This window comes from Spirosoma knui, assembly GCF_054780635.1.
In genome coordinates this window covers 144559-167357 of sequence record NZ_BAAGVY010000004.1, presented here as the reverse complement: position 1 = coordinate 167357, position 22799 = coordinate 144559, and the positions used below count along the sequence as shown (strand labels likewise).

27 protein-coding genes are annotated in these 22799 nt (G+C 48.5%); 9 read left to right on the top strand and 18 right to left on the bottom strand.

Features of this window, described 5'->3' with window-relative positions; translation table 11 throughout:
* The first annotated feature begins 87 nt into the window (after positions 1-87).
* Together ACYVIY_RS11315 and ACYVIY_RS11310 are read left to right on the top strand one after the other, a co-directional pair.
* A complete protein-coding gene (locus ACYVIY_RS11315) occupies positions 88-2163 on the top strand; it encodes a BatA domain-containing protein (protein WP_460976455.1) in 2076 nt (691 codons plus the stop codon).
* A gap of 111 nt (positions 2164-2274) precedes the next feature.
* Positions 2275-2790 (top strand): PEGA domain-containing protein, encoded by a 516-nt coding sequence (locus tag ACYVIY_RS11310; RefSeq protein ID WP_460976454.1) that lies wholly within the window; start codon positions 2275-2277, stop codon positions 2788-2790.
* Positions 2791-2808: 18 nt separating this feature from the next.
* Here ACYVIY_RS11310 and ACYVIY_RS11305 read toward each other — a convergent pair whose 3' ends face one another.
* From ACYVIY_RS11305 to fmt, 3 genes are all read right to left on the bottom strand, one after another.
* A complete protein-coding gene (locus tag ACYVIY_RS11305) occupies positions 2809-3309 on the bottom strand; it encodes a dihydrofolate reductase (protein ID WP_460976453.1) in 501 nt (166 codons plus the stop codon).
* A gap of 41 nt (positions 3310-3350) precedes the next feature.
* A complete protein-coding gene (locus tag ACYVIY_RS11300; protein WP_460976452.1) occupies positions 3351-4352 on the bottom strand; it encodes a polysaccharide deacetylase family protein in 1002 nt (333 codons plus the stop codon).
* Positions 4353-4419: 67 nt separating this feature from the next.
* The gene (fmt, locus tag ACYVIY_RS11295) at positions 4420-5343 is read right to left on the bottom strand and encodes a methionyl-tRNA formyltransferase (RefSeq protein WP_460976451.1); all 924 of its coding nucleotides are present in this window, start codon (positions 5341-5343) and stop codon (positions 4420-4422) included.
* Between the two features lie 306 nt (positions 5344-5649).
* Between fmt and greA the strand changes: the two genes are divergently transcribed.
* Together greA and ACYVIY_RS11285 are read left to right on the top strand one after the other, a co-directional pair.
* Complete coding sequence (gene greA, locus ACYVIY_RS11290; protein WP_460976450.1) at positions 5650-6123, top strand: transcription elongation factor GreA; 474 nt, start codon at positions 5650-5652, stop codon at positions 6121-6123.
* A 92-nt stretch (positions 6124-6215) separates the two neighbouring features.
* Positions 6216-6605, top strand: coding sequence for an HIT family protein (locus tag ACYVIY_RS11285; RefSeq protein ID WP_460976449.1), 390 nt, complete (start codon positions 6216-6218; stop codon positions 6603-6605).
* 107 nt (positions 6606-6712) lie between these two features.
* Here ACYVIY_RS11285 and ACYVIY_RS11280 read toward each other — a convergent pair whose 3' ends face one another.
* The gene (locus ACYVIY_RS11280) at positions 6713-7174 is read right to left on the bottom strand and encodes a DUF1493 family protein (RefSeq protein WP_460976448.1); all 462 of its coding nucleotides are present in this window, start codon (positions 7172-7174) and stop codon (positions 6713-6715) included.
* A 12-nt stretch (positions 7175-7186) separates the two neighbouring features.
* Entirely contained in the window at positions 7187-8683 is a 1497-nt protein-coding gene (accC, locus tag ACYVIY_RS11275) for an acetyl-CoA carboxylase biotin carboxylase subunit (protein WP_460976447.1), read from the bottom strand.
* Between the two features lie 223 nt (positions 8684-8906).
* Between accC and ACYVIY_RS11270 the strand changes: the two genes are divergently transcribed.
* Both ACYVIY_RS11270 and ACYVIY_RS11265 read left to right on the top strand, forming a co-directional pair.
* The gene (locus ACYVIY_RS11270; protein ID WP_460976446.1) at positions 8907-10211 is read left to right on the top strand and encodes an aminotransferase class I/II-fold pyridoxal phosphate-dependent enzyme; all 1305 of its coding nucleotides are present in this window, start codon (positions 8907-8909) and stop codon (positions 10209-10211) included.
* A 142-nt stretch (positions 10212-10353) separates the two neighbouring features.
* Positions 10354-10539 (top strand): histone H1, encoded by a 186-nt coding sequence (locus ACYVIY_RS11265; RefSeq protein WP_381527880.1) that lies wholly within the window; start codon positions 10354-10356, stop codon positions 10537-10539.
* Positions 10540-10722: 183 nt separating this feature from the next.
* Here the strand turns inward: ACYVIY_RS11265 and ACYVIY_RS11260 are convergent, their stop codons facing one another.
* Positions 10723-11130 carry a MaoC family dehydratase gene (locus ACYVIY_RS11260; RefSeq protein ID WP_460976445.1) on the bottom strand — a complete coding sequence of 136 codons (408 nt, stop codon included), beginning with the start codon at positions 11128-11130 and terminating at the stop codon, positions 10723-10725.
* 121 nt (positions 11131-11251) lie between these two features.
* On the opposite strand from ACYVIY_RS11260, the gene ACYVIY_RS11255 reads away from it, so the two are divergent.
* A complete protein-coding gene (locus ACYVIY_RS11255; RefSeq protein WP_460976444.1) occupies positions 11252-12475 on the top strand; it encodes an acyltransferase family protein in 1224 nt (407 codons plus the stop codon).
* Between the two features lie 61 nt (positions 12476-12536).
* On the opposite strand, the gene ACYVIY_RS11250 is transcribed toward ACYVIY_RS11255, so the two are convergent.
* Positions 12537-12968 carry a YybH family protein gene (locus tag ACYVIY_RS11250; RefSeq protein WP_460976443.1) on the bottom strand — a complete coding sequence of 144 codons (432 nt, stop codon included), beginning with the start codon at positions 12966-12968 and terminating at the stop codon, positions 12537-12539.
* Between the two features lie 123 nt (positions 12969-13091).
* On the opposite strand from ACYVIY_RS11250, the gene fabG reads away from it, so the two are divergent.
* Positions 13092-13829, top strand: coding sequence for a 3-oxoacyl-ACP reductase FabG (gene fabG, locus ACYVIY_RS11245; RefSeq protein ID WP_460976442.1), 738 nt, complete (start codon positions 13092-13094; stop codon positions 13827-13829).
* Between the two features lie 181 nt (positions 13830-14010).
* Positions 14011-14889, top strand: a complete 879-nt coding sequence (locus ACYVIY_RS11240; protein WP_460976441.1) for a diacylglycerol/lipid kinase family protein — start codon at positions 14011-14013, stop codon at positions 14887-14889.
* 4 nt (positions 14890-14893) lie between these two features.
* Here ACYVIY_RS11240 and ACYVIY_RS11235 read toward each other — a convergent pair whose 3' ends face one another.
* The 11 genes from ACYVIY_RS11235 to ACYVIY_RS11185 form a co-directional block, all read right to left on the bottom strand.
* Positions 14894-15379: a GNAT family N-acetyltransferase gene (locus ACYVIY_RS11235; RefSeq protein WP_460976440.1), complete on the bottom strand. Its 486-nt coding sequence runs from the start codon at positions 15377-15379 to the stop codon at positions 14894-14896.
* 84 nt (positions 15380-15463) lie between these two features.
* Positions 15464-15904 carry a DUF5990 family protein gene (locus tag ACYVIY_RS11230; RefSeq protein WP_460976439.1) on the bottom strand — a complete coding sequence of 147 codons (441 nt, stop codon included), beginning with the start codon at positions 15902-15904 and terminating at the stop codon, positions 15464-15466.
* 125 nt (positions 15905-16029) lie between these two features.
* A complete protein-coding gene (locus tag ACYVIY_RS11225; protein WP_460976438.1) occupies positions 16030-16611 on the bottom strand; it encodes a YdeI/OmpD-associated family protein in 582 nt (193 codons plus the stop codon).
* A 1-nt stretch (position 16612) separates the two neighbouring features.
* A complete protein-coding gene (locus tag ACYVIY_RS11220) occupies positions 16613-17005 on the bottom strand; it encodes a RidA family protein (protein ID WP_460976437.1) in 393 nt (130 codons plus the stop codon).
* A gap of 71 nt (positions 17006-17076) precedes the next feature.
* On the bottom strand, positions 17077-17547 hold the full coding sequence (locus ACYVIY_RS11215) for a helix-turn-helix transcriptional regulator (protein WP_460976436.1): 471 nt from the start codon (positions 17545-17547) through the stop codon (positions 17077-17079).
* A gap of 96 nt (positions 17548-17643) precedes the next feature.
* A complete protein-coding gene (locus tag ACYVIY_RS11210; RefSeq protein WP_460976435.1) occupies positions 17644-17769 on the bottom strand; it encodes an HTH domain-containing protein in 126 nt (41 codons plus the stop codon).
* Between the two features lie 901 nt (positions 17770-18670).
* Positions 18671-19186 (bottom strand): putative immunity protein, encoded by a 516-nt coding sequence (locus ACYVIY_RS11205; protein WP_460976434.1) that lies wholly within the window; start codon positions 19184-19186, stop codon positions 18671-18673.
* 269 nt (positions 19187-19455) lie between these two features.
* A complete protein-coding gene (locus ACYVIY_RS11200) occupies positions 19456-19896 on the bottom strand; it encodes an SRPBCC family protein (RefSeq protein ID WP_460976432.1) in 441 nt (146 codons plus the stop codon).
* 102 nt (positions 19897-19998) lie between these two features.
* Positions 19999-20358, bottom strand: a complete 360-nt coding sequence (locus ACYVIY_RS11195; protein WP_460976431.1) for a VOC family protein — start codon at positions 20356-20358, stop codon at positions 19999-20001.
* Positions 20359-20376: 18 nt separating this feature from the next.
* Positions 20377-21816 carry a family 43 glycosylhydrolase gene (locus tag ACYVIY_RS11190; RefSeq protein ID WP_460976430.1) on the bottom strand — a complete coding sequence of 480 codons (1440 nt, stop codon included), beginning with the start codon at positions 21814-21816 and terminating at the stop codon, positions 20377-20379.
* A 99-nt stretch (positions 21817-21915) separates the two neighbouring features.
* Positions 21916-22674 carry an acetylxylan esterase gene (locus tag ACYVIY_RS11185; protein ID WP_460976429.1) on the bottom strand — a complete coding sequence of 253 codons (759 nt, stop codon included), beginning with the start codon at positions 22672-22674 and terminating at the stop codon, positions 21916-21918.
* Positions 22675-22799 lie beyond the last annotated feature (125 nt).

The window sequence follows — 22799 nt, the reverse complement described above, 5'->3', positions numbered from 1 at the left end:
TGTCATTCGTTACAGCGCACATATGATCTGTTCGATGACCATAAAATGACTATCAATGACCCTTAATGACTATTTACAACCCGCTGAATGAGTTTTCTATATCCGTCTTTTTTGTTTGGCCTGCTAGCTGTTTCAGTACCCATTGCCATTCATTTATTTAACTTTCGCCGGACGCGTCGGGTGTTTTTTACCAACGTAGCACTGCTGCGGACCGTACAAACGGAAACAAAGTCGTTTCGGCGGCTAAAGCACTGGTTAATCCTGGCCGCGCGATGTCTGTTTCTGGCTTGCCTAGTCCTGGCGTTTGCGCAACCGTTTCTGCCCAGCAAGAACAAGCTGGGTTTATCCCGGCAAGGAGTGACGAGTTTGTACGTTGATAATTCGTTCAGTATGCAGAACGAACGTAACGAGAAGCGCTATCTCGACATTGCCACGGGCAAACTAGACGAACTGTTGACCTTGTTTCGTAACGCAACCTCCCTGCAATTACTCACCAACGATTTTTCGGCGGCCGAACAACAGGCGGGTACGGCCGAATCAGTACGTGACCGGGTCACGGCCGTGCGTTTTGCGCATACGCCACGAACGCTCGAAACCGTATACCGTCGGCAACGTAATCTGCTGTCGAGCCTGAATCCCGGTGGGCGAAATCAGCTGTTCTGGTTTTCCGATTTTCAGAAGAGCACAGTTGGCGATTTATCCCGATTGCAGATTGATACGACAGATCGGTTGTTTATTGTGCCGCTGGATGCGCAGGCAACAAAAAACGTGTACGTCGATTCGGTTTGGCTGAGCACGCCGTTCATTCGGGAGATGCAGAATAACAGCCTGAACGTTAAACTCAGCAATGCTGGTCGCGAAAACGTAAAGAATCTGCCGATACGGTTGTATCTCGATGATACACAGACATCAACCGCTTCGGCCACATTACCGCCGGGAGGGTCGGCAACGGTTTCGCTGAATTTCAACGTAACGTCGAAAGGTTATCATCGCGGACGGATCGTGTTCGAAGACTATCCCATTACCTTCGACAACCAGTATTTCTTTGTGATCGAAGCTTCGCCCGCCGTGCGCGTACTGCATCTGTTCGAGCAGAAAGCACCCCGAGATTACGTCGATGCGGTTTACTCCAACGATAGTTTATTCGTTCGGCGAAGTTTCAGCGCTCAGAATTTCGATGTTGGTCAATTGAAAGAAACGGATCTGGTGGTGCTGGAGGGCGTAAATCAGGTTAGCGGAACGTTACGTAGTGAACTGGAACGGTTTGTGCGGCAGGGCGGGAGCCTGGCTGTCATTCCGCCTGCTGCCCCTGATGTGGCATCGTACGGGCCGTTCCTGAGCGCCCTGGGTATTGGCAACCTACAGGCTATACCATCAGCAGCAACTACCGGAGCCGCCCAGATACCCGTGGCTGATCCTGACCGACGAAATCCGTTTTTTCAGGATGTGTTCCAGCAGAGCTATCAATCGGAGCCGTTGAATATGCCGAGCGTTTCGCCTGTCTGGCGATGGAACGGGGGGAACCGCCTGCTGACGCTGCGCGACGGAAATCCATTACTCACTCAGCTACGCGTCGGGAACCAGGGTAATGTGTACGTATTGGCGAATCCACTTGCTTCTCAATACGGAAATCTGGCTGAGCATGCGCTGTTTGTTCCCATCATGTACAAGATGGCGGCTCTGAGCGTAAAGGCCCAGCGAACGGCGTATTCATTCGACGAAAACGTAGTAACAGTTCCGGTGAGTAATGCGTCAGAGCGGGCCGTATACAAGTTAAAGCGGGATAAACTCGAAATCATTCCTATCCAGCGAACCGTAGGAAGCCAACTCGTACTGGAAATGCCTAAGAGCAACGAATTAGCGGCTGGGCAGGAGGTTGAAGCAGGGTATTATGCGTTGCAGCTCAATGGGAAGACTGAACGGCTGTTAGCCTTCAACCACGGTAATCAGGAGTCGGCGATGGACTTCTATTCGGCCGACGAGCTACGTCGCGCCTTTGGGAACCAGCCCAACGTCCAAGTATTTGACAGCATTCAGGATGGCGACTTTGTGCAGGTGCTGGAGCAGGAAAACCTGGGTAAGAGCTTATGGAAATATTTCCTGATCGCTGCCTTAGGCTTTCTGTTGCTGGAGGTCGGCTTAGTGCGATTCATGAAGGGGTAATTTTGAAGTGTATATTGTTGAAATTATTAATCTATGTAACCGCTTAGGTCTATTGGATTTCCTAACATTTAACAATATACTTGCTTCCCAGATATATTTATCTAAACCTCTATGAAGCCTTACGAAACTCGCTTACTTCCACTGGCACTGGCAACTATCATACTACTGGAAAGCTGTGCTAGTTCGACCGTGATCCAATCAAATCCGAGCGGTGCAAAAGTGTATTTGAATAGCGCTTATGTTGGCACGACACCCTATACTCACACCGACACAAAAATCGTGGGAAGCACTACCCATGTCCGCTTAGAAAAAGAAGGTTATCAGCAAATGAACACTTCCTTTTCAAGAGATGAAAGAGCTGATGCAGGAGCTATTGTTGGTGGAATTTTTTTATTGTTTCCTTTTCTATGGACAATGAAGTATGATCCTTCTCGAACCTACGAACTTACTCCAGTTACTGGCGCTAATAGTCCAGTAGCAACTTCGATGCCTCTCGCTAATGATCAGCCCGTATCTGGCTCGAAAGCGGTACAATTACGGGATCTTAAGAAGCTGCTAGACGATGGTATTTTGACGAAGGAGGAATTTGAAAAAGAAAAGAAGAAGATTCTTGATTCTGAGAAATAATACGAAGCGGCCAGCAAACTACTGGCCGCTTTTTCGTTCATACTCGACAAAATCGAATGCCGCTTCGTGCCGATCGTCGGCAGCATGAGGCTGTCGGCTAACCTCCTGCCAATCAGTCTTGTCGAACGCTGGGAAAGAGGCATCCCCTTCATACGCTTTATGGATTTCAGTGAGGTAAAGCGTTGTGGCGAAGGGTAAGGCCATGGCGTATATTTCTGAACCACCGATCACAAAAATCTCTTCCTGGTTGACAGCTTTCGCCTGGGAAAGTGCGTCTTCCAGCGTATGTACGACCACTACGTCTTCAGTCGCAAAGTTCTTGTTCCGGGTGATAACAATGTTCGTACGGTTCTTCAAAGGCTTGCCTAAAGCTTCCAGCGACTTCCGGCCCATGATGATTGGATGGTGGCTCGTTTTGCGCTTGAAAAAGGCAAAGTCGTCGGGCAAGTGCCAGGGCAAGTCATTGTTACGACCAATAATGCCGTTTTGAGCAACGGCTGAAATAAGGCTTATCTTCATGATAATTACGTGAACAAGTAAGGAAGCGAAAGACGTAACGTTTATTCACTCTTCCCTATTTTTTTGCGTCGCTCCATCAATTCGCGCCAGGTCGTAATAATAATACCTTCTTTGTCGACGAACGCTTTCAGGGCGGGGTCCATCATCGCAAGCATATCGCCTTTACGGGTAACGCCCGAGCCGCTGATTTGGTCGAAGGTTGGCGTCGGCGCGGTGCAATGCATAATAACGTACGTCAGACCGGGTTGGGCTGATCTTAGCAACTCAATAAATTTTTGTGTTTTGTACGTCTGTAAACTTCCGTCCGTAGTGGCCGTGCCAGCGGGTGGTGTCCAGCCGTAGCTGGTACCGTCGAGGTCATCCAGGACGGGCAACCCCGCATCCCACAGTTGCTGACCAACTTGTTTTAATAACTCCTGCTGACTAGTTGGTATGTTATTGGCTTTCGCAATTAAGGAAGCATGACCGCCGGGAAATAAAATTGGAATTTTCTCTTCGATAGCGAGTTTAACATAGGTCGGCATAAACTTAGGCTGAAAGAGCGTTCCCATGTGCGAGTCCATGTGCGTGGGCTGTAGGCCGAACGCTCGATAGCGAGCCAACTGCGCCCGAATCTCCGCGTCTACGTCAGCGGGCGATGCATGCTGGACAACCTGCTCTACCGAGTGCCAGAAAGCACCCTGCTCATCGTATAGGCCTGGTGCCTTATCCCGACCGACCAGGGGTGACCACCGGTACCCGTTCCATTCAGACGTAAGTGTCAGGTGAACGCCCGCATCCAGATTAGGGTGCTGCTTTACGTACTCAAAAAATTGGGGGACCCAGCCGCAGGGCATCATTACGCTGGTTGAACTGGCAATCCCTTTGTCGAGCGCATTGATCGTGCCGACATTCGATTCGTAGCTCATCCCCGCATCGTCAACGTGAAAGATGACGACTTTTTTGCCTTTGGGAAAACCTAATCTTTCGGCATAGGTTTCGGTTTGCGCTTGTGTGCCTGCCCAGGCGAGGCAGAGCATAATGAGGAGTAAGTACACTTTCATGAGGGTAAGGAAGTATCAGCGTAAAGAGGATAAAGCGAGATTGCGTTGCTAACTCACTCGTCATTTTTTAAAGGCGGTTACCCCGTAAAAACTCCTCGGCGGTCATGCGTCGTTTGCCTTCGGCTTGCAGCTGCTTAACCGCTAGCCAACCATCGGCCGCTTTAATCAGGATCGTCTTTTTGCTATCTGTAAACGCTTCACCTACTTCGGCGGCAAAAGGCGATTCATTGGCTAATGACACACTATAAATCTTGAAAAACTTACCGTTGATCGTGGTCCAGGCGGCTGGGTAAGGTGATAAGCCCCGTACGAAATTACGGATGACATGCGCCGACTGATTCCAGTTGATTTCGGTGGTTTCCCGGCTCAGTTTGGGCGCCGGTTTCAGATCGTCAGTGGCTGGTTGCGGAATACGCGGGTAATCTCCTGCCTCGATAGCGCGGACGGTTTTCAAAACCAGATTGGCTCCCCGTTCCATCAGCCGATCGTGTACCGTACCGGCCGTATCATTGGGGTAAATAGGCTCGTGATCCTGGAATATCATCTGGCCCGTATCGATCTCTTTTTCGATAAAGAACGTAGTGACGCCAGTTTCAGTCTCACCGTTGATGATGGACCAGTTGATGGGGGCTGCTCCCCGGTATTGAGGCAGCAACGAACCGTGCAAATTGAACGTACCAATGGTAGGCATGGCCCAGACAACTTCGGGAAGCATCCGGAAGGCAACCACTACCTGCAGGTCGGCATCGAAGCCGGCGAGTTGCTTCAGAAACGCTGGGTCACGTAATTTTTCGGGTTGAAGGACAGGTAAGTTAGCCGCTTCAGCCGCTTTTTTAACGGGTGAAGGCAACAACTGTAATCCACGCCCTGAAGGTCGGTCGGGAGCCGTTACGACGGCAACAACGTTACAGCCTGCTCCGAGCAGTCGTTGCAGGCTGGCGACGGCAAAATCGGGCGTACCCATGAAGACGATGCGAAGCGGTTGCGACATGAATCGGTAAGTCGGTTTTTTATGAGCAAATCGGCTACGTATTGAAATAGCCGGGAAGTATTTCTATTTTTGTCTCGAAGACGTGTTGCTCCGAACACGTCGTGTCAGCTTATGATCGACCGAAAAATGGCTCTGCCTATGCGACGAGCGAATTATCATATCCCTAAACCGCTCGCTACGGTAATTCGTCGGCGACACTGACGCGGCTGCAAAGAAAACCAATTTGGTTGCAGAACGGTCGGTGTACCGTTTTTTTGTTTTTAAGGAGCACTCAAAACCAATGTGAAAAACGAATTAGTAAGTATTATGGGAAAGATTTCATATTACACCGAAGAAGGACTTAACCGGCTCAAAGCCGAACTAAGTGAGCTCAAAACAAAAGGCCGGGCCGAAATTGCCCGCCAGATTGCCGAAGCTCGTGACAAAGGTGATTTAAGCGAAAATGCCGAGTACGATGCCGCCAAAGATGCCCAGGGGCTTCATGAATTGAAAATATCGAAACTCGAAGAAGTGCTGGCCAACGCCCGTATTCTCGACGAGTCAACGATTGATACGTCGCAGGTGTCGGTCTTGTCGAAGGTGAAGATCAAAAATAAAAAGAACGGTGCCGAAATGAATTATACGCTGGTTTCGGAAGAAGAAGCTGACCTCAAAGCGGGCCGGATCTCAGTAGGTTCTCCCATTGGCAAAGGTCTGCTAGGCAAGAAAGTTGGCGATGTTGCCGAAATCAAAGTGCCAGCTGGCATCATGGAATTTGAAGTAGTAGAAATAGCTCGCTAAACTATAAAACAACAGGAGCGAGGAGTCAGCGGCCGTCAGGCATAGTAGAAGCTAAACATGTACTCACTCCTCACTTCTGACTCCTGAAAGACATGCCTTCTATTTTTTCGCGTATCGTTGCTGGTGAGATTCCGTCGCATAAAATCGCCGAAACGGACGACTATTTCGCGTTTCTGGATATAATGCCTACGACCACGGGGCACACGCTTGTTATTCCTAAGAAAGAAGTAGACTACATCTTTGACCTGGATGATGAGCTGTACGTCGGCTTGATGGCCTTTGCCAAAAAAGTTGGAGAGGCCGTTGAAAAGGCGGTACCCTGCCAACGTATCGGTATCGCCGTTGTGGGTCTGGAGGTTCCTCATGCGCACGTGCACCTGATTCCGCTCAACTCAATGGCCGATATGAATTTCAACAACAAGATGAAACCGAGCCAGGATGAGCTTGCGGCCACCGCCGAGAAGATTCGAAGTTTTCTCTAACTCAGTCAAGACATTAAATAAGACGACAAACGGCGACGCTATTACGTAATGGCGTCGCCGTTTTGGTTATCAGCAGCTTCAAACAACGTTTTGATGAGGCTCCGGAGTTACTGTTTCAGACAAAGACGTACTGAACTACGTAACGTAAACTTACCCACTAAAGCCGATACGATCAGGTCACCGACCGTCAGCTCTTTGCTTTTGCGGAAAGCCCGCATATAGTTGTAATCGTGAAATAACTGGTTTGCTCCATTCAGATCATAAAGCGCCCTGAATGGATAGATCAGATACAGGACAGGATAAACGATTAAATACTGACCCAGAAGAGTGCTAAGATAGTCTCCTTCAGGGACAAAGTAGTCACAAAAGTTGAGGCCTGTTAAATCGGTCTGAAAACGCTCCTCAAACGTTTCTAAAAGTTCAAGAGCATCATCTCCGGTTACCCTCAGCTTCGCTTCGATTGTCGTTGATGCCGATACATTTCGCACCAGGCATTCTGTCTGAATAAATTCTATTACAGCGTGTCTGATCGCTTTAAGAGTTGTGTATTGTGTCTCAACGATTTGCATAACAGCTATGTATCAACTGAATCGTCTTTCTTTCCATTTGCTTTTCTGTTGCGCTACCTGCGTTGTTGTGCCGTTCGTCTTCGGCTTGTTCGTCTCGAACAAATAAGCGGCTAAAACGGCCGCTATCTCCGTTTCGTCTGCATTGGGCTGTGGAGCAAGTTTATCCGGCGTAAAATACTTGCCGACAAAACCGGTATCAAATTGTCCGGATCGGAAGGCTTCGTGTTCCATCACAAAGCGGCAGAAGGGGAGGGTTGTCTGTACGCCTGAAATCTGGTACTCGTCGATCGCGCGTATCATTTTCTGGATGGCCTCTTCCCGGCTGTCTCCATACGTAATGAGCTTGGCAATCATCGGGTCGTAGTAGATCGGTATCGCCATCCCTTGCTCAAATCCATCGTCAACCCGAACGCCGTTGCCTTGGGGACGGATATACGTATCTAACGTACCGACGTCTGGCAGGAAATTATTGGCGGGATCTTCGGCGTACACGCGCACTTCGACAGCATGACCTTTAATGTGTAAGTCCTCCTGCTTGATAGTGAGCGGCTTGCCTTCGGCGATGTAAATCATCTGCTTCACCAGATCAACGCCCGTGATCTGCTCCGTAACGGGATGTTCTACCTGAAGCCGCGTATTCATCTCCAGAAAGTAGAAATCGAGCTTGTCGTTGACGATAAACTCGACTGTACCGGCTCCGTAGTACCCGCAGGCGCGTGCTACGTCCACAGCGGCCTGTCCCATAGCGGCCCGGATTTCAGGGGTGAGAATGGCCGATGGAGCCTCTTCTACTACTTTCTGATGTCGGCGCTGCACCGAACATTCGCGCTCGAAGAGATGGATGATGTTGCCATGCTGATCGCCCAGGACCTGAATTTCAACGTGCCGGGGAGAGGTGACGTACTTTTCAATGAACACCGAACCATCACCAAACGCCGATAGCGCTTCACTAACGGCCCGATCCATCTGCTCGTCGAAATCAGCTTCCTGCTCGACAATACGCATCCCTTTGCCACCACCGCCAGCACTGGCTTTAATCAGAATCGGGTAACCAATTTGCGCCGATATGGCTTTGGCTTCGGTTCGGTCAGTAATGGCCGAAGGCGTACCCGGCACCATCGGAATATTGTAGTTCGCCACGGCCGCTTTGGCTGCCAGCTTACTGCCCATGACCTCAATGGATTCGGGTGAGGGACCGACGAATATCAGGCCAGCCTCACGGACCATGCGAGCGAAATTGGCGTTTTCAGACAAAAACCCGTAGCCAGGATGAATGGCATCGACATGCAGGCGTTTGCAGACGTCGATCAGTACGTCGGCTTTCAGATACGACTCTGACGAGGGGGCTGGACCGACACAGACAGCTTCGTCGGCGTAACGAACGTGTAAGGCGTTCCGGTCAGCTTCCGAGTAGATGGCTACGGTTTTAATGCCCATTTCGCGGGCTGTCCGCATGATCCGCAGCGCAATTTCGCCCCGGTTCGCAATTAATAGCTTGTTGATAGTCATTGAGCAATCAGTAGGCAGTATAGGCATTCCCGTTAGGATTGTTGGCGGAGACATACGCATCAGACAAGCAGGAACACCAAGTAATAACCAATATTACGACTTTGTTGCAAAACGATTATGAAATTGAATTTTACGTGATACGTTTGTCCTACCAAAAGATAAGCGTATTTTTGCACTTACCACGTAAAAAACAAGGGTTTCGCCTGATAAACAATAGCAAAAAGTGGATTTATTTGAGAAACTGCGCACCAACTTAGGTCCTATTGGTTCACCCGCACGGGAGTTTAACGGTCACCACTATTTCGCCTTTCCAAAGCTCGAAGGTGAACTGGGGCCACGTATGCGTTTCCGGGGTAAAGAAGTACTTAACTGGAGCCTCAACAATTATCTTGGATTAGCCAATCACCCCGAGGTTCGCCAGGTCGATGCGGAAGCGGCTAAAGACTGGGGATTAGCGTATCCGATGGGTGCCCGGATGATGTCAGGGAACAGCACACTCCACGAGCAGTTTGAGAAAGAACTGGCCCAGTTCGTTGGCAAGGAAGATGCTTTCCTGCTCAATTATGGGTATCAGGGTGTTATGTCGGCGATTGAAGCTGTAGTCGATCACCGCGACGTGATCGTTTACGATGCCGAATGCCACGCCTGCCTGATCGACGGTATCCGGCTGCACAAAGCCAAAATGGGCGAATACTACAAGTTTAACCATAACGACATGGCAAGCCTGGAGAAAAACCTCCAGCGGGCCACCAAAAAAGCGGCCGAGAAAGGAGGCAGCATTCTGGTGATCACCGAAGGCGTATTTGGCATGTCGGGTAAAGTAGGCAGCCTCGACCAAATTGTTGCGCTTAAAGAGAAATACGAATTTCGTCTGCTGGTCGACGACGCGCACGGATTCGGTACGATGGGTGAAACGGGTGCTGGTGTTGGCGAAATGCTCAAGTGCCAGGAAGGTATCGACCTGTACTTCTCCACCTTCGCGAAGTCGATGGCGGCCATTGGCGCGTTCATTGCGGCCGATCATGACATCATCATGTACCTGAAGTATAACATGCGGTCGCAGACCTATGCCAAAGCACTTCCAATGCCTTACGTAGTGGGCGGGCTGAAGCGGCTGGACATGATCCGTAATTCATCCGAATATCGGGATAAGCTGTGGACGAATGTCCGGGCTTTGCAAAGCGGTCTGCGTGAGCGCGGCTTCGACATCGGTGATACTCAATCGCCCGTTACGCCGGTATTCCTGCATCATATTGATGGTGGTGTGGCTGAGGTAGCGACGTTGACGAAAGATCTGCGCGAGAACATGGGCGTCTTCTGCTCCATTGTTGTGTACCCAGTTGTACCCAAAGGAACGATCATGTTACGTATCATCCCAACGGCCGCTCACTCGCTGGAAGACGTAGAGTATACGCTGAATGCGTTTTCGCAAATGGGGAAAAAGTTGAAAGATGGCGTTTACCGGCAAAATATAGCTCCTATAGCCCCAGAAACGCTGGAAGTATCGGCCGAAGCAGCCAGTGAGTAAGGTTTTTTGAAAAAAATTGCATTTTTCACTTATTTTTTTGTTCGGCCTATTGCGCTGTATGGTAGAATGAGTAAATTTCAGCCGAAAACCGCGTTTTTAGCGGAATTAAGGCTTTTTCACACTTAAACCCATACGTATCGCTATGGCACGCTTCGATGAAGTAAAGAATTTGGTTATGTCGCTGGAAGGCGATTTCGAGAAGTTCTACGAAAAAAATAACCAAGCCGCCGGTACCCGCGTTCGCAAAGGAATGCAGGATTTAAAGACGCTGGCGCAAGCCATTCGCTCGGAAGTTCAGGACACCAAGAACAAAGCCGAGAAAGCGTAACTAAACGGTCTCTCCGGCCGATTACTTATAAGAAGCCCCCGCGCGAGGACAGACCTTGTGCGGGGGCTTTTTTGTCAGATCCCGGATTAATGGCGTTACGTTGTTCTCTACTTGACAAGCATACCGTGGGAAACTTATGCTACGTAGGGGTATGAATGATTGCGCTGGTCAGTCCGGTAAAAATTATATTTTTTCGCGGTGCATAAGCGTAGCAAGGCCTTTTGTGGTGACCTTCTTCGTCTGCACATCACGGATTTCACACAGAATTTCGGCTGAGTGTTTATCGGGATTTACGGCTTTAACGGTAAACGTAGCTTCGTAGTCCGTGTCTACAAACATAGGTCGTAGAAACTCCAGCGTCTGTCCTAGGTAGACGGAACCGTAGCCTGGGAATTCTGTTCCCAGAACTTTTGTGAATACACTGGCTCCTAGCATACCGTGAATAATGGGCCGTTTGAAAGGCGTTTGGGCCGCAAAATCAGCATCAAGGTGCAGCGGATTGTTATCGCCCGTAACGCGGGCAAAGTCAATAACATCGGCCTGCGAAAACCGAAACGAGTAGCGATGAACGGCGTCTAGTCCAAATTCCATGCAGTAAATTAATTATCGTGATAGGATAAGCTTCTCCGGCAAAGTTCGGTATGAACCCGCAAATCATTATCAGGATTGTTCATTATAGATTATCCATTCCGTTATACCTTCGCAGTTGACTATGCTTACTAAGTTATTTTCGCTCGATGCGTCGTCGACAAAGCGAGTGTTTGGGCTGGATGTAATGCGGGCGGCTGCTATACTCATTGTCGTAGACGCGCACGCCACCATTGCCCTGAAAGAGTATTATAGCGGAGGATTCTGGCATCACCTGATGCCCGATGGAGTCGAGTTGTTTTTTGTCCTGAGTGGCTTTCTGATTGGCGGAATCCTGATTCGGTCTTACGAGAAGCGCGGTCAGTTTGATGGAGGGTTGCTGCTTAATTTCTGGACACGTCGCTGGTTCCGTACCCTGCCTAACTACTATCTGGTTCTGATCGGGTTGATTGTATTTTCGTTGGCCAGAGCCTGGCGAAGCGGGCTGCACCATACGTTACCCGAAAAAGGTGTGCTGCTTAAGTACTTCATTTTTCTCCAAAACTTTGCGAGTTACGTCCCTGATTTCTTTCCCGAAACCTGGAGTCTGGCCATTGAAGAGTGGTCATACATTACGTTGCCGTTGCTACTATGGGCGATGCATAGCCTGTTGCCGACCCAGTGGCCGCGCCAACGTATCGTTTTGGCAACCATCCTGTTCGTTATTATCGGGACGAACACTTATCGGCTGATTATGGCCCTTTCTGCCCCAATTTCGGCGGGTGAACTGGGATTTCGAGGCATTGTAACCACTCGTCTGGATGCTATTTCCTACGGCGTACTGGCGGCTTACGGCAAGCAATATTATCCATCGTTGTGGACAAACAACCGATTACGTCGCCGGTTGCTGATTATTGGGTTAATTCTGACGGGGATTGCCGCGTTTACGGCGTCTATTGTCATTCTGAAATTCTACGTCGACGCCGGTATTTACCCGGCTTATGTGTTCTACAAACGGACGATTTATTTTACCGTTATCGGGTTAAGTATGACCTTACTGCTTCCGTACATGGACGGATGGCGTACGGCTAACGGTGGCTGGGCAAAATTTAACATTGCGCAGATCATTACGCACATCAGCCTGATTTCCTACTCGATGTACCTGCTGAACCTAACGCCGATCATGATCAATTTTATTGAGCGCATTCCGACTACTTCGTTGACGGTTGGCTGGCTCAAAGTCGGTATGTTCTGGGCGCTGGTGTTGATTTTATCTACGCTACTGTTCAAATTCTTTGAAAGACCAGTTACCGAGCTTCGTGAGCGCCTTTCAGCCAAAGAGCCGAAGATTACAGAGATGGTGAAATAAAGAGTGAAAGAGCGAATGAGCGAATGAGTGGAAGAGTGATTTGTAGCCGCTCTTTCACTCTTTAACTACTGTGATCGCTGACGATTACCCAGCGTTTTTTGATCTTACGCCAAAGCAGGGTAAAGTGTCCACCCGCATCGCCAACTTTGGGGCGGGTCAAGTGCCAGCGGCCAATGACATACGCAACATCGGAAGCCGGAAAGTCTATTTGCAGAATATCAAACTTAAGCGTTCCCATCGATGCCCGATCGGGGTAGCGCTTTTTGTAATTGGCGAGAGTCGCCTGGTAGCCGTACGTGATACCTACTTTACCGACAAACGTCAGCGAGTCCGACTGCCAGTAGCCGTTCATAAACTTATCGACGCGGCCCGCATTCCAATCTTCAGTCTGACGTTTCAAAATCAACAGAATATCCCGGCGGTCGGTGGCTTGCTGACTCAGCGCGGGCAGGGTGAATAGGCTAAGAAAAGCAACAAGGAAGAACTGGTTCATGCTCGATTAGTCCGTTATCAATTCGTGATCGAATGTACTCATTCGGTAAGAGAAATGGATGTCGCAGACGAATGTTTGTAATTAGCGCGTACTTTGTGAATCGATAAAGTTTGTCATTGACGTATGAGACTACAAAACCGCGTTGCCATCATTACCGGAGCCGCCCGTGGCATTGGGCGGGGAGCCGCTGAGGTATTCTGCCGCGAAGGAGCGACCGTAATCATCTGGGATTTGATCGACGAAGGCGAATCCACCGCGCAGACGTTACGTGATCAGGGGTTTTCCTGCGAGTTTATGTCTGTGAGCACAACCGATGTGCCCGGTATTGAAGCCGCTGCCCGCGACATTCACGAGCGTTATGGCCGGATCGATATTCTCGTCAACAATGCCGGGATTACCCGCGACAAGACGTTGCTGAAAATGTCATTTCTGGAATGGCAGCAGGTGATTGATGTGAATCTGACCGGCGTCTTCAATTGCACGAAGGTCATTGCGCCGTATATGGTTGAACAAAAATACGGACGTATCATCTGTACCTCGTCAATCAACGGCGTTCATGGCGCGTTTGGCCAGACGAACTATGCAGCCGCAAAAGCGGGTATTATCGGCATGGTACGTTCGTGGGCTAAGGAATTAGGGCCCAAAGGCATAACGGCAAATGCCGTAGCGCCCGGATTCATTCAAACGGCCATGACAGACGCTATGCCGGAAGAAGTACGAAACCAGGCCGTAGCCACCATTCCGGCCCGACGTATCGGCAAGCCCGAAGACATCGCCTATGCGTATCTGTATCTGGCTTCGGAAGAAGCTTCGTTTGTGAATGGGCACGTTCTGGCCGTAAATGGGGGGCAGGCCCTGTAAGGGGGCAGATGCTGATACGTCCGGGCGATTTTCGCTACCTTTGCTACGTTATTATCAGCGTGCTTTCATGAGTAAGATCAGAAAGTTTTACAACGAGTACAAGCCATACATCTTTTCGGATGGTTGGTACTATGTCTTTATCGTTGTGTTCATTATTGTACTTTTTATTTTTTTCTCCTGAGTGGCTAATCGTTCGGCCGTTCTGGCCATTATTAACCCTTTGTCGGGGACTATCTCCCTTGAACAGAAAACCGCCTTGCGGGATATGTTCCTGCATCGGGCTGAAGCCATTGGTTTCGACGCCGAAGCGGTTTTTACAACCTACCCCCGACATGCTACCGAACTAGCGACGAAGGCGGTTGAGCGCGGGGTGAGCCGGGTGCTGGCGATTGGTGGAGACGGCACCATCAACGAGAGCGCCCAGGCGTTACGTCGCTCGGCTACCGCCCTGGGTATTGTTCCGATTGGCTCGGGCAATGGTCTGGCTCGTCATCTGGGCATTCCGCTGCATCCGTTAAAGGCTATTGAGAAAGCATTGGCCGGCCGCCCAGTGGTCATTGACAGCGCCGAAATCAATGAATACCCGTTCTTCTGTACGGCTGGGTTAGGCTTCGAAGCCTACGTAGCGCATGCGTTTGCGCAACAACCCGTCCGTGGTTTGCCCACCTACGTTCGAACGGCGTTTCAGGCGTATTGGCGGTACCGACCCGAGCCGTTTCTGCTGGATGGCCAAAAGAAGACGTTGTTTTCCTTAACGTTTGCCAACGCTGGCCAATTTGGCAATAACGCCTGGATGGCCCCAACGGCGAACATTGCCGATGGACGATTGGAGCAATGCGAGATTCGACCGTTTCCGACGCAGGCAGCGGGTATGCTGACCTGGCGACTGTTCAACAAAACGCTTAACCAATCGCCTTACTGGCATGGGCGATCTATTACAAAAGCCACTGTGCAGTCCGAAGGGCCGTTGCTCATTCATGCCGACGGTGAGCCGCTGATTTTATCTACTAATCAGGCTGACGTGCGCATCTTACCGGGTAGCTTATTGGTGCTGCTGTAGTGTGTTACGTATTGCTGTAAACGTGCAGTTTCAGCGTCTCTACGTCGATTTCCTTGGCGAACTGAAAACCCAGTCTTGTTAGCAAACGGATTGAACTGCTGTTTTGGGGAACCACAGTTGCCAGAATAGGCGAGTAGTGCATTTTGGCTGCAGATAATACGCGTTCGGCGGCTTCGTACGCGTAGCCCAATCCCATAAATTCGGGAAGAAGAGCAAAGCCAATATCGAAATGTTCGAGGTAGCTGCGTTTCATGAAAGACACGATACCAATGGACGTATTACGATCCTTTAGCCGGACTACCCAATAATAGAAGTTCGGCGTGTTCTCAATCCGCTTAATGTAGGCAATGGAATCTTCGGTTGAACGGACATTTCTATCGCCAATAAACTGAAGCCACCCTTTGGAGTTGAGCATGGTCAGGACGAACGCATGATCACTTTCGTTTACTAAATCCAATGAGAGCCTTTGTGTAGAATAATGATATTGCATCTAATTTGAATAGAAAATAAAGTGCCTTCGGTCAGCTCACTATTTTCTAGTAGTGTTTTATTACTCACATTGTTCCATACAAGCTTATCCCTGCTCTATTTTCCAACCGGCGAATGGATTGACAGTCCCCATAGTTGGTCGGCCGTCTTTTTCTCTTGTCCCTGAAATCATGGTCAAAAAAAGACTGCCGCCACGAGCTGCCTGAGCCATATCGTTAGTGATCTCCGGGAGTGGGACTTTTAGCCGTCCGCTAACCGGAGCACCTTCTTGACCGGCATAGCTGCCAATGTCGAGATAAACGAACCTTTGCTTGGGTGGTCCCTGAACAAGGGGGCCGTGCAAAACCAGTTGGCCTGCTTTGTCCGTTCTAACTGGTAGCGATAAATCGAACAGCAGATTGCCGGAGCCCGCCATTTGCGGCTGAAGAGTTTCGTAGCTATTTCCATTGCCTTGCTGTAAACCATAGAGGGCGCCAGGCATTGGCTTTTCGATGATGATTCTGAAAGCAAATGTTTGCTCTGACATCGCTATTTAGTTGTTGTAGGCTATGAGTAAACTGCTGACGCCTAATGGTTTTCACTCATTATGTAGCGAAGGGTCATGTTCGGCCAGCCGTTCTTATACAATACGCTGTTAGATGTATGCGCTTTTTATCGTAGATGTCTCGGTTTCAAATATTGCCCGGTCAGTTCAGCAATCTCGTCTACGCGTTTCTGTCGCGTTTCGGGTCGCCTGGCAAGAACAAGTGATTGCAGCATCATTTTTCTAACCGTCTTACTTAAACTCAAAAAATAGGTTTTGAACCCCTCGTGTTTTTTGAACGCTTCTTCTAAGTCGTCAGGAATCACTAATTCTTCAACGTCGTCTAAAATTGTCCACGAACCATTTTGTTTGGCGGTTTCGATCACGTCCAGTCCTACCTGCGTCATTTGGCCGCTCGCAATAAGTTTCAGAACTTTCTCTTTGTTGATTTTCGACCAGGTACTGTTGGGCTTTCGTTTGCTGAAAAACTGGTGTGCGGTTTCTTCGTCGATCTTAATCTTCTTACTGTCTATCCAGCCAAAACACAAAGCGACATCCACGGCTTCGCTCCAGGTTATTGACTTTTTACCGGAACGTCTGTTATAAAAAACAAGCCAGACGGACTGGCTGGAAAGATGGTTTTTCTCTAACCAGTTTCGCCAGTCTGCCGGGCTTGTCGGATAAAATACTTCCACTTCTATTTTCTGCATTTTACCTTACGGCGGTGGCTTCAAGCTCTACGGTTAACGTAGCAAACAGCCCTTTTACTTCAAGTAACGTAGTAGCTTGTTGAATACCGTATTTTTGGATGAAAGGTACGTACACATCCATACAGGTGGTGAAGAACTCTTGCGTTGATGTCGTGTAAACGTTCAGTCTCACAATGTTGCTGCATGCATAACCCGCTTCGCTGATCAGTTGCTCCAGGTTAGCAATTGTCTGGATGAGTTGTGAACGCATATCGGCATGACTCGGCACTCCGTTTGCGTCTATGGCTACTTGTCCTGAACAGTAAAGCGTTCCGGAGGGGTTCTTTACTTCTACGGCTTGTACCGAGTTGGTTTGTTTGCCCCATGCCCAGGGGTCGAACGATTGTTTTTCCATTTTGCTTGAAAGTTTACGATGCAAAGATGGAAGGGTGTTGCGACAGCCTTATGTCAGGGGTCTGAAGGCTTCTAGTGGTATTTGTCGAAATATTCCTGTAACGTCATTTTATGCGGGTGGAATTTCTCAGTGAGGACTTCCATTGTTGTAATTCTGTCTAAACGGAAATACCGAAATTCGTTACGTAAACGACACCAAGCAATCAACAGCCAGTTTTCAGTTGTACTTATGAGCGCGAACGGTTCAATAGTCCGGCTCGTTGTTTGATTCTGTTCGTTCGTATAGTTTATTTTTGTTAGATAAAAATTGGTCAACGCATATTGCATCTGCGATATATTGTTGCTGTTTCGCTCTCTATTGACATTCTGCTCAAATCGGGTCCTATCTGCCAGTAAATTGGCTTTGTCTTTTTCTGACTGCCTCAAAACGGCCTTTATTTTATCGATTGCTTCCGAGTAATCTTTGATGAACGAAGTGTCTTTATTCTTCAATACTAATTGTTGGGCCAGAATCAACGCGTTGGCCTGGCTCTCGGTAAACATTACAGGTGGAATTTTGTAGCCTTCCAGTAATGAGTAACCTTTTCCTTCCTCCGTTAAAATCGGGACTCCTGCCTGTTCCAGCGCTTTGATGTCTCGTTAAATTGTTCGTATACTGACATTGAATTTATCGGCAAGGCTTGTAGCTGTTATGAGTCTTTTGGTTTGGAGTTGTGTGAGAATTGCCGTCAGGCGGGAAAGCCGTTTTGTGTCGTTGTCGTTCATTTTATTGGCTAATGATGCTGTATAAGGTTGCTTTCGCCCTTCTTTGGGGTTCCCTTGTTAGGCACATTTCCTTATTTCGCCATAGTTTTCTTCCAATCAAATTTGTCTTTTGCTGCTGTATTACGTTTCGACAAGTCGTTTAACATGGCTTTCAGCGTTGCTTTGCCCAACCACCGCCCAAGGACAACTATTCCATCAATCTTCCGGCTATTTCTTACATCAGCAGGAGGGTCTGCGTCCAACAAAATCAAGTCGGCATGCTTCCCTGCTTCAATAGTTCCTATTCACTCTCCAGACCAAGCCATTGCGCAGGAAGTATCGTAGCCGAACACAACACTTCTTCTGGTGTCAAGCCGGCCGCTTGTAGAAGCTCCAATTCATCATGCAAGAAAAACACTCCCACAACGCCAGACGTACCTGCATTTGTGCCCGCAACCAACGGTACGCCAACCGCTTTAAACACCTGAATTAGCCGAACATGAAATTTCACCAATTTGTCAAAATAAGCGGCACGGTCCGGCGAGGTGTTTCGATTATAGCTGTTTGCTTAACCACTTACCTTGCAACAGCGGATGCACACATTGAAGTGCAGGCAGGGCCCTGAGACTGTCGAGGGAATGCGACGGATTAGCAATTCAAACCATAGAAATCAGCGTTAGAGATAACCAGGGCCCACTCTCGCCACGCTGCCTGACATGTCGGATAAACGATTTTTGTTTCCTGCATTTTTACTTCACAATTATCACATCAAGTTGTATGGGTAGTGTTGCAAAACGCTTTTTAACCCTTGGCAACGTAGTCACTTGTTTGATTGAAGTAAAGTACATACATGATACGAATGATCCTCGCAAAATGAAGAGGATACACCCTTTACAAGCAAATTCATGGGGCAATAATAAGGTTAGCAATTGAATACAAACCAGCACAGATGATTTCTTAATTTTTGGTCATCCAGAACTAGTTCTCGGATCTCATCCGGAAGTTGGTCTCGCTGCCATTGACATTCGTTTCGTCCCAGTTCAGCGTTCCCATTTTCTTCGGCGGAAGCCATTACCGCTCTGATTGCGTAGGCAGCCGCACCAAGTTCATGTGCCGCTACATGAGCCACGGCCACAGCTTGCCCGGCGGCTAATGCGGCAAACCTGGCAGCATCAGGCATCCCTTTCCCTGCAGCATTTGACGCAAAAGCAGCCTGGTGCGCTTGTTTCATGGTTATCTCTCCGTCTACCCAGGCTCGTGTCAGGGCTATGGCTTGTCTTGGTCGCTTGTCGTTAGAGTTGGCTTGCTCAAACAAGTGCAGTACGTGTTCTGCACAGGTCGCGGCCCATAACGCAAGTAAATGATGAGTTGAATCGGTTAACGTTCCACCACGTCGTATGGTAATAAATCTTGGGTCTCTTTCTTTCGGTAATATCATACTGAAAGCAAAAATTAGGGCTTGATCTGTCTAAATCTATCGATGCAAAACCTTTTTTAGTACGTTAACTATCGCTATTTTAACTGACTACAGCATACTGGTGCTGAGTAGGCTCTCAAAGCTTTAACGTCAAGAAGGTGAACAAATTTGCCGTAGTCAAACGGCTCAATTTCATCTACTATCGTTACGCCTTCTTTAAATTGCACTACAAGCGCTTCCAGGTTTTCAACTTTATAGTTTATTAAAAAGTCTTTTGTTGGTTACTATGCTTATACTAATTGTTTCTCTATTCTTTGCTTGAGCAGCACGACAGTTGTTCTCCAGTAGAATTCGAGGTGGTTACGAATGGTCTCTGTTGGGAAATTTTCGATAGTAAGGGCCAACAACGTGTCCTTGCCAGTAGGTGTCAAGTTGAACTCGAAGATGGAATAGTTTTCGGGCCTGTCAGGAAGATCCGATGCGGAACTTAAATGGCTATAGCTTACCGTCTTTTCTTTGTCATAGTGGAGTACAATTCCCTTGTTCTCAAATGGCCCATGATGAAAACCACGAATTAAAATAGGAGCGCCAATTTCCCAGTTAGTATGCACTTCTATATTCATCTCAGGCTCACCTAGCCATTGAACCATACTGTCAGGGTTCGTTAAAGCAGTCCATACATCAGCAGGTTCAGCCTGTATCGTAACCACCGTTGAAAATCTGTCCTTCATTATGTTTTAGCCAGGAAGTTACTTCCAATACGGCGGGGCTTTAAAGTACCTGCGATAGCATATTGGTGCCATTTCTGCTATCGCGCAACCGATATATAACAATTAACTCAAGTAATACCCGACCTCAATCATAATGTTGTCGAAGGTAAAATAAAAGCCAAAGCTGTCTCTGATCTTTCTTGGCTCCTGTCCAACCGAAATGCCTCCTTCTTTCAATCTGTTAAAGGTATCCGTCACTTTTTGTTCATCGTCAAGCATGAAGCCAATGTGAAACGCACCTGGGTAAACAGGTGGTTCACTTTTACTGGCCATAATTACAAGCGTAAAGTCGTCTTCGCCTTTTAAAACGGCTATACTATTGTGGCCTTTAACTTCCGTACATGTAAAGTTGAAGTACGTTTCAAACAGGCTTATTGCGTCTACAACATCAGACACAACTAGATTCATATGGTTGAGCTTCATTGTTTATCGCGGGATGGTTTACTGGGGCCTAAAATTCCATTTAGAATTGTCGTTGCTAAAATCAAATTCTGCCAGGGTTGGCGTGCTATCTCCGGAGGATACCAGCGCTAACTTCTTTCCTGAATTCGGTACGATCTTCGGCATGATTCGGTAGGTGCCATCCGTCAGTTGGTCGATTCGCCACAACTGTTCGGGAGCACCGGTAAAGGCCGGTACGGTTATAACTTCGGCATCGGCCGTTGCTGCTAATGCCCGATCGGTTCCTGCCAGGACAATTTTATAATAGGGGCCGCCTAAATACCCGGTGCTGTCAGGCGCATCGGTAATCGTCCATTGTTGATGGGGACGGGACATATAGTCGCCTATTCTTAAATTAATAGGGCCTGTTGGCCAGCTTTTCATTACGTCGGCTAATTGCTGAGCTGGAACGGGCTTTATGGGGTCATTGTTGGGTTGACCGAACCCTCGTACAACGGGCATTCTGGTAAAATCAACGGCCAGCTCTAATCCGTATCCTCTGCGTACAGATTCAATTTCATACGTACCTTCTTTAAACTTTTCTCCGGCAACAGGCCATCCATCTTTCCACACCACCGGAAGGATGCCTAATACGCTACGACCACTCTGCTCTAGATCGGCTTCATAATGAATAGACATTTTTTCAACGCCGTTCTCCAGAATGAGGTGTCCAAAATGCCCTGGGCCAATTAATCCGCCACGGGTAGCGACCACTAGTTTACCGCCACCTTCCAACATGCTTCTTCCGACATTATCGAGGTAAGGGCCGGTTATTTTTTTTGAACGACCCACCACAACGTTGTAGGTAGAGTTGGCACCATCGCAGCAACTGCCATGCGTGGTAAGCAGGTAGTACCAGCCGTCCCGATACACTAACGTACTGGCTTCGCATACAATGGCTACGTCGACGGGTTTATTGCCTGCCTTGAGCTTTCCGGTTTTAGGATCTAATTCCACCAGGCGCGTGAAGCCGAAATAGGTGCCGTAGGTGAGCCAAAGGCGTCCGGTGGTAGGATCTAGCATAAGACCGGGGTCAATGGCGTCGTTTTCTTCGTAACCATCCGACGTAGCTACGACAATCGGTTCAGAATACTTAAAATCCGGCGACTTTGGGTCCAGTGTCTTGTTCCACATGGTCAGAATAGCGCCTTTGTGGTTGGGCGATCCACCGGTTGCTCCGTATACAACAAGGTAACGATCGCCTATTTTCAATACGTCAGGAGCTGCTCCGCCACCCGGTCTTACCCCACCACCATACCATGTCCAGCCATCGTCGGAAATCAATCCCCCACCACCTGTGCCGAATGTGTAATACTTGCCGTCGCATTCAGTGACGGTTGAGGGATCATGGATAAAGGGTCTGCCGACCTGTGCTAGTACGGTTTGGGTTATTAGTAAGGCAATTAAGGTTGTTAGGCCGTAGGCTTTCATTAGTTTCATGTACTGTGGTGGTTTAACTAGCTTAAATAGAATTGAGTGATTAGCAGAGTCAGTCTGATTTATTCACTTAATCACTCATTCGCCAATTCGCTTATTCACTTATTCGTGACTAATACTGAGGTTTTTTACGGGCGACCCTTTTTCATCTAAAAAACGAACGCAGAAATTAGCCATACCCGGCCCGTTTATGACGGCCCCACGGATGATATTTCTTCCTTTTTTGAGCGTTAAACGCGCCGAGGTACCATTATCGGCAATCATATCCCTGTCACCGGAAAGCAGTAGGGCTTCCTGACCGTTTAGCCACCACATGCTGCCTGAATTACAGCCAGCGGCCATTCTGACGTTTTTGATTTCTTCGGGGGAGTCGATGACCGTGACCAGCCAGACAAGTATTCCGTATTTTGGTTTGTTCAGGGCGTAGGTGAAATGATACAGATTAAAGTTGAACGCCTTGCTGTCGAGTGCATACCACTTCAGCTCCTGATTGCCTACGTTTACCGTTTCACCATTTTTGGGAACTGTCGTGTAATCAGGGGAGAAATTATCGGTTGAAAACGTTGTCCGGAGGTAGTTGTCCGTGAATATATTATTTCTGACAATATCTTTCTTCACCGGTTCCAGGACCAGCCAGCGTTGAATAAACCCCTTTGCGTCCGGTGATTTTTTGGCGGCAGCGGCTGGCGTGAAATGTTTGGATAGCGTATGGGTTGTATCGCCTTTTAAGGGTATGGGAGGGAGGGGTATTCGTTGTCCCGGACCCGGTCCCTGTGCAAAAGCGGTAAGGCCACCTAGCTGTACTCCTGATAAAATGACCGCCATTAAAACCGGCAGCCAACAATTGCTTTTTCTGTTCATAGAAGATTCCTGGTAAGGGTTAAGTTTTAAAAGTGTGTAGTTTATGTAGACCTAGCCATAGGCTACGGGCTTATTGCCGGTGTTCAGGCCGTTCCTGCTGAGTTTAGCGAAAATATAGCTCAATA

Bases quoted from the DNA above. Each gene is read 5' to 3' on its own strand.
- ACYVIY_RS11315 (WP_460976455.1), top strand. From the start codon at position 88: ATGAGTTTTCTATATCCGTCTTTTTTGTTTGGCCTGCTAGCTGTTTCA.
- ACYVIY_RS11310 (WP_460976454.1), top strand. From the start codon at position 2,275: ATGAAGCCTTACGAAACTCGCTTACTTCCACTGGCACTGGCAACTATC.
- ACYVIY_RS11305 (WP_460976453.1), bottom strand. From the start codon at position 3,309: ATGAAGATAAGCCTTATTTCAGCCGTTGCTCAAAACGGCATTATTGGT.
- ACYVIY_RS11300 (WP_460976452.1), bottom strand. From the start codon at position 4,352: ATGAAAGTGTACTTACTCCTCATTATGCTCTGCCTCGCCTGGGCAGGC.
- fmt (WP_460976451.1), bottom strand. From the start codon at position 5,343: ATGTCGCAACCGCTTCGCATCGTCTTCATGGGTACGCCCGATTTTGCC.
- greA (WP_460976450.1), top strand. From the start codon at position 5,650: ATGGGAAAGATTTCATATTACACCGAAGAAGGACTTAACCGGCTCAAA.
- ACYVIY_RS11285 (WP_460976449.1), top strand. From the start codon at position 6,216: ATGCCTTCTATTTTTTCGCGTATCGTTGCTGGTGAGATTCCGTCGCAT.
- ACYVIY_RS11280 (WP_460976448.1), bottom strand. From the start codon at position 7,174: ATGCAAATCGTTGAGACACAATACACAACTCTTAAAGCGATCAGACAC.
- accC (WP_460976447.1), bottom strand. From the start codon at position 8,683: ATGACTATCAACAAGCTATTAATTGCGAACCGGGGCGAAATTGCGCTG.
- ACYVIY_RS11265 (WP_381527880.1), top strand. From the start codon at position 10,354: ATGGCACGCTTCGATGAAGTAAAGAATTTGGTTATGTCGCTGGAAGGC.
- ACYVIY_RS11260 (WP_460976445.1), bottom strand. From the start codon at position 11,130: ATGGAATTTGGACTAGACGCCGTTCATCGCTACTCGTTTCGGTTTTCG.
- ACYVIY_RS11255 (WP_460976444.1), top strand. From the start codon at position 11,252: ATGCTTACTAAGTTATTTTCGCTCGATGCGTCGTCGACAAAGCGAGTG.
- ACYVIY_RS11250 (WP_460976443.1), bottom strand. From the start codon at position 12,968: ATGAACCAGTTCTTCCTTGTTGCTTTTCTTAGCCTATTCACCCTGCCC.
- fabG (WP_460976442.1), top strand. From the start codon at position 13,092: ATGAGACTACAAAACCGCGTTGCCATCATTACCGGAGCCGCCCGTGGC.
- ACYVIY_RS11235 (WP_460976440.1), bottom strand. From the start codon at position 15,379: ATGCAATATCATTATTCTACACAAAGGCTCTCATTGGATTTAGTAAAC.
- ACYVIY_RS11230 (WP_460976439.1), bottom strand. From the start codon at position 15,904: ATGTCAGAGCAAACATTTGCTTTCAGAATCATCATCGAAAAGCCAATG.
- ACYVIY_RS11225 (WP_460976438.1), bottom strand. From the start codon at position 16,611: ATGCAGAAAATAGAAGTGGAAGTATTTTATCCGACAAGCCCGGCAGAC.
- ACYVIY_RS11220 (WP_460976437.1), bottom strand. From the start codon at position 17,005: ATGGAAAAACAATCGTTCGACCCCTGGGCATGGGGCAAACAAACCAAC.
- ACYVIY_RS11215 (WP_460976436.1), bottom strand. From the start codon at position 17,547: ATGTTTACCGAGAGCCAGGCCAACGCGTTGATTCTGGCCCAACAATTA.
- ACYVIY_RS11210 (WP_460976435.1), bottom strand. From the start codon at position 17,769: ATGAACGACAACGACACAAAACGGCTTTCCCGCCTGACGGCAATTCTC.
- ACYVIY_RS11205 (WP_460976434.1), bottom strand. From the start codon at position 19,186: ATGATATTACCGAAAGAAAGAGACCCAAGATTTATTACCATACGACGT.
- ACYVIY_RS11200 (WP_460976432.1), bottom strand. From the start codon at position 19,896: ATGAAGGACAGATTTTCAACGGTGGTTACGATACAGGCTGAACCTGCT.
- ACYVIY_RS11195 (WP_460976431.1), bottom strand. From the start codon at position 20,358: ATGAAGCTCAACCATATGAATCTAGTTGTGTCTGATGTTGTAGACGCA.
- ACYVIY_RS11190 (WP_460976430.1), bottom strand. From the start codon at position 21,816: ATGAAACTAATGAAAGCCTACGGCCTAACAACCTTAATTGCCTTACTA.
- ACYVIY_RS11185 (WP_460976429.1), bottom strand. From the start codon at position 22,674: ATGAACAGAAAAAGCAATTGTTGGCTGCCGGTTTTAATGGCGGTCATT.